The sequence below is a fragment of the Aeromonas sp. HMWF014 genome (genome assembly GCF_963878295.1).
GTDB classification, from domain to species: domain Bacteria; phylum Pseudomonadota; class Gammaproteobacteria; order Enterobacterales; family Aeromonadaceae; genus Aeromonas; species Aeromonas popoffii.
Genome location: NZ_CAWNYS010000109.1, coordinates 1 through 4,878 on the forward strand (window position 1 = coordinate 1; position 4,878 = coordinate 4,878).

The 4,878-nt window shown below is 64.4% G+C and carries 6 protein-coding genes; 5 read left to right on the forward strand and 1 reads right to left on the reverse strand.

What is annotated here, in order from left to right; genetic code table 11:
- The 4 genes from AAC083_RS04250 to AAC083_RS04265 form a co-directional block, all read left to right on the forward strand.
- Nucleotides 1-487, forward strand: a 487-nt coding sequence (locus AAC083_RS04250; protein ID WP_146181573.1) for an ATP-binding cassette domain-containing protein, incomplete at its 5' end; no start/stop codon positions are given.
- The gene (gene cydC / locus AAC083_RS04255) at nt 480-2,225 is read left to right on the forward strand and encodes a heme ABC transporter ATP-binding protein/permease CydC (RefSeq protein WP_108535905.1); all 1,746 of its coding nucleotides are present in this window, start codon (nt 480-482) and stop codon (nt 2,223-2,225) included. The genes AAC083_RS04250 and cydC, both read left to right, overlap by 8 nt.
- Before the next feature lie 317 nt (nt 2,226-2,542).
- Complete coding sequence (gene rcsF / locus AAC083_RS04260) at nt 2,543-2,914, forward strand: Rcs stress response system protein RcsF (RefSeq protein ID WP_108535906.1); 372 nt, start codon at nt 2,543-2,545, stop codon at nt 2,912-2,914.
- 7 nt (nt 2,915-2,921) lie between these two features.
- A complete protein-coding gene (locus tag AAC083_RS04265) occupies nt 2,922-3,308 on the forward strand; it encodes a DUF488 domain-containing protein (RefSeq protein WP_108535907.1) in 387 nt (128 codons plus the stop codon).
- An 89-nt stretch (nt 3,309-3,397) separates the two neighbouring features.
- Here AAC083_RS04265 and AAC083_RS04270 read toward each other — a convergent pair whose 3' ends face one another.
- Complete coding sequence (locus tag AAC083_RS04270) at nt 3,398-4,390, reverse strand: NAD-dependent epimerase/dehydratase family protein (RefSeq protein WP_108535908.1); 993 nt, start codon at nt 4,388-4,390, stop codon at nt 3,398-3,400.
- Nucleotides 4,391-4,660: 270 nt separating this feature from the next.
- Here AAC083_RS04270 and AAC083_RS04275 point away from each other — a divergent pair.
- The coding region (locus AAC083_RS04275; protein ID WP_181364640.1) for a TrmO family methyltransferase domain-containing protein at nt 4,661-4,878 on the forward strand (218 nt) is incomplete at its 3' end.

Consider the following 4,878-nt stretch of genomic DNA (forward strand, 5'->3'; position numbering starts at 1 on the left):
CTCCCAGAACCCGCAGCTGTTCCACGCCTCCTTGCGCGACAACCTGCTGCTGGCCAAGCCAACGGCCAGCGACGGCGAACTGGAACATGCCCTGAAACGGGCGCAGGCGTGGGAATTTGCCATGGAGAAAGGGCTCGACTATCCGGTCGGCGATCAGGCAGGCGGCCTCTCGGTCGGTCAGGCCCAGCGCCTCGCGCTGGCCCGCACCCTGCTCAAATCCACCCAACTGATGGTACTGGATGAGCCAACCGCCAGCCTGGATCGCCACTCGGAGCGCGCCATCATGACCACGCTGGAGCAGGCGATGGCGGGCCAGACCCTGCTGATGATCACCCACCGCCTCGATCAACTGACCAAAATGGACAAGATACTGGTGCTGGCGCGCGGCCAGCTGGTGGAGCAAGGCAACTTCCAGCAACTGAGCACAGCGCAGGGCCCGTTCGCCCGCCTCTTGTCCCAACACCCGGGGGATTCTCTCGATGACTGATCTATTGCCGTTTCTGCGCCTCTATCGTCAGCACTGGCTGAGCCTCTCGCTGGGCCTGCTGCTGGCCCTGGTGACCCTGGTGGCCGGCATGGGACTGCTGTCGCTCTCCGGCTGGTTCCTCTCCGCCGCGGCCGTAGCGGGCATGACAGTTGCGAGCACCCATGCCTTTAACTACATGACCCCGGCTGGCGGCGTCCGTTTCTTCTCCATCATCCGCACCGCGGGTCGCTGGGGTGAGCGGGTGGTGAGCCACGACGCCACCTTCCGGGTGCTGACCCGGTTGCGGGTCTGGTTCTGGCAAACACTCTCGCCGCTCTCCACCGGCACCCTGGCCGGCTTTCGCCAGGCGGATCTGCTCAACCGGCTGGTAGCCGATATAGACGCCATGGATCACGTCTATCTGCGTCTGGTCACCCCCATAGGCGCGGCCCTGCTCAGCTGCGCCGGTCTGGTGTTCTTCCTCTCCTTCTTCGATGCTCGTCTTGCCCTGATCCTGGGAGCCATACTGCTGTTTGGCATGATAGCCCTGCCGCTGGTGTTCTACTTCCTCGGTCGCCAACCCGGCCGTCGGCTGATCGCCGAAAAATCGGTGATGCGTACCCGCATGGTGGACTATCTGGATGGTCAGGCCGAGCTGCAGATGTTTGCCGCCGCCCCCAAGGCGCTGACCGAGCTGAAACAGGCCGAACAGGCGCTGCTGACCGCCCAGGCCCGCATGGCCAGAGTGAGCGGCCTGGCCAACTTCTCGGTGCAGCTGCTCAGCGGCTGGACCCTGACCCTGATGCTCTGGCTGGCCGGTCATGGTGTGGCGGGGGCGCAACCCGACCCCATCACGGCGCTGATGGTATTCGCCACCCTGGCGAGTTTCGAGGCCTTGCTGCCGTTGGCGGGTGCCTTCCAGCACCTCTCCACCAGCCTCACCTCGGCCCGTCGTCTCAACGAGATACTGCAAGAGGCCAAGGCCCCCGAGTGGGGCGTCGAGCAGCAACACGCCAGCGTCGGCACCTTGCAGATAAGCGACCTCTATTTCAGCTACCCCGGCAACCCGCAGCCGGTGCTGCGCGGTTGCACACTGCAATTGCAGGCGGGCGAGAAGCTGGCGCTGCTGGGCCAGACCGGTTGCGGCAAGTCCACCCTGATGGAGCTGTTGACCCGGGAGTGGACCCCGCAGGCGGGCAAGATAGTGCTGGATGGCAAACCACTCACCGACTACAGCGAAGGGGCGTTGCGCGCCTCGCTGTCGGTGGTGAGCCAGCGGGTTCACCTGTTCGCAGATACCCTGCGAGGCAACCTCAAGCTGGCGGCCCCAACGGCATCTGATGAGCAGTTGACCGAGGTGCTGGCCCAGGTTGGTCTGGCCAATTTGCTGGAAGATGACAACGGCCACAGTGACAGCGGACTGAACGCCTGGCTGGGGGACGGCGGTCGCCCGCTCTCCGGTGGCGAGCGACGCCGCATCGGTATCGCCCGCGCCCTGCTGCACGATGCCCCGCTCTGGCTGCTGGATGAGCCGACCGAGGGACTCGACAGCCAGACCGAACGGGAGATCATGGACTTGTTGTTCCGACTGGGAGCGGATCGCTCCTTGCTGCTCATCTCCCACCGCCTGCTGGGGCTGGAGCAGATGGACAGGATAGCCCTGATGGAAGAGGGGCAGATCCGCCTCTGTGCCCCTCACCATGAATTGCTGGCCGATGACTACTATCGCAGCCTGCATCAACGGCTGGTACCGGCCTGATCGCAAGAGAAAACAAGGGGAAGAGGGCACACCTGTGCCCCTCCCACCCCATGAACTGCGGGCCGCTGGCGACTATCGCCGCCTGCACCAGCGGCGGGTACCGGCCTGATCGCAAGAGAAAACAAGGGGAAGAGTGCACACCTGTGCCCTCCCCACCCCATGAACTGCTGGCCGCAGACGACTATCGCCGTCTGCACCAGCGGCTGGTACCGGCCTGATCCCCGTCACACCCCGTCTCCATGGTTAAAAAATGGGGCTGGTCGCAAGCAACGACTGGCCCCTATAATGACCCCCTCACAGTTCAACAAGATACCGACATGAAACGCCTTATCCTGATGATGCCCCTGATTGCCTCCGGTTGCGCCGACTTCTCTTTCAGCAGCAACCTGGACAAGGAAAATTTCGACGAGTACTTCAAGCCGGGCGGCGTCCAGATCTATGAGCAGGGTCAGCTGGCTGATCTCAACTACCTCTACCTCGGCACCGTCGAGGGGGAATCCTGCCAGAGCGATGCCAAGCAGCCCATTCCCAACGCTGGTGAAGCCCGCACTCAGGCACGCCGCCGCGTGGCTGACATGGGTGGCAACGCGGTCACCTTCGACAAGTGCGTCGAGTTCAACGACACCCCGGGCTGCCTGAAACAGGTGATCTGCTACGGGCAAGCGCTGAAAGTGGCGCAAGAGAAGTAAGGACCCCATGGCACTGGCCATAGTCCGGCTCGGCAGCCCCCGCCTCCCCGACGAGGGGCTGCGCATAGGCACAGTGCGGCGCCCGCCCCGTGGGGTGCCCAAGAGTGAATTTGCCAGTCAGGATTGGTACGATGTCTGGTTCCCCAACCTGGCCCCCAGCAGCGAGACCATGAAGCTGGGCCAGGCTGCCGAGACCCCCGCCCAATGGGCCGCCTTCTGCAAACAGTACAGGGCCGAGATGGCCAGCCCCTGCGCCCGTCACGATCTGGCGCTGCTGGCGGCTCTCTCCCACACCAGCAATCTGTCGGTGGGTTGCTATTGTGAGCAGGCCGAGCGCTGTCATCGCACCCTGCTCAAAGAGCTGCTGATCCAGTACGGCGCCAGACTGCGCTAACTTGCACCGCCACATAATGAAAGAGGGCGTCCCACGGGACGCCCTCTTTCATATGATGGCCATCAAGGCTGGATAGGGGCAGCCGGGCCCTATGGCAGAGTGCCCACCCGCAACCCTTGTTGCAGTGCCCGCTCCTGCTCGGCCGTCATCCCGGCCACCACGGCCTGACGATTCTCTGCCAGCCACTGGGCCAGATCGGCCACCGTCTCCTCCAGCGGCCGAAAGTTGAGCCCCTGCACTATGGCCGCCTCGGCGCTGATGCGGCCATAACCCGCATACTCCGGCTGCGCGTTGGGCAACAGGGCCGGGTAGCTCTGCCAGGGCTCGACACCGGCCGCCAGCAGCGCGGGCCAGGGCACCCACTCAGGTTGCGGTGCCGTGGCGGGCACGAGTCGGGCGGCGATGCGATCCACCCAGTCCGCCAGCGCTATGCCGGGTTTGAGCAGGTTGAAGATGCCCCCCAGTTGCTGCTCGGCGGCGCGCAGCACAAATTCGGCGCAGTCGCGCACGTCCAGATATTGCAATCGATCCTGCCCCTCTCCCGGCAGCAGCCAGGGACCCCCTTGCTGCACCCGCTTCACCCACCAGGTCAAACGGCCAGTGGGATCAAAAGGGCCGCCCAGCACGCCGGGGCGCAAAATGCAGAGCCGCTCGCCCCAGCGGGCCTGATACGCCGCCTCGCACAACACCTTCAAGGAGCCATAGTCGGTGGGCGTCTCCCCGACCCTTATCTCGTGCTGCGGCGCCGACTCATCCATCCCCCGCAAGGCGAAGTCGCGATAGACGCTGATGGTGGAGATAAAGATCAGTCGCTCGCAGCGTCCGAGCAGGGCAGCCGAGAGGCTGGCCGCCTGCTCGGGCCGATAGCAGCAGGTGTCGATAACCAGATCCCAGCCGGGCCCTTCCCCGTGCAGGGCGTTCAGACTCTTGTCCCTGTCACCGGTGAGCTGGACCAGTTCGCGCCAGTCCGGGTGCTGGCGAGAACCCCGATTGAACAGGGTCACCTCGTGGCCCCAATCCAGCGCCAGCGAAGTGAGGTGGCGGCCCAGAAAACCGGTGCCGCCGATGATCAGCAGTTTCATCCATGTCCCTCCTGTCCGGCACGATTGGCTATCTCGGGTATGACGCGCCTTGCATGCCGGTATCCATAGTGCCCCCACCCTACCCAAGTTGGCGACGGGGGACAGCCTCGATAGCACAGGGATGGGACTGCGATCACGGCGGGATCAAGGAAAAGCGCGCGGGGCAGCGAGGCCGGGACCCTGATCAGGCAAGGGAGACGCGCAGCAAGGCGGGCCTGCGTTTTGACGTCGCCTGTGCTAAATTGCCGGGGTTTTCAGTCAGGATCCGCCATGAAGTTCGAAATCGACACCCTCGGGATCATCCGCTCTCCCTACAAGGAGAAGTTCGCCATCCCCCGCCAGCCCGGTCTGGTCAAGTCGGCCCGTGCCCGCCTCGAGCTGCTGCCGCCTTACGATCAGCCGGACGTGCTGCGCGGCATAGAGCAGTTCTCTCACCTATGGCTCAGCTTCGTGTTTCACCAGACCATGGATCAGGGCTGGCACCCGAC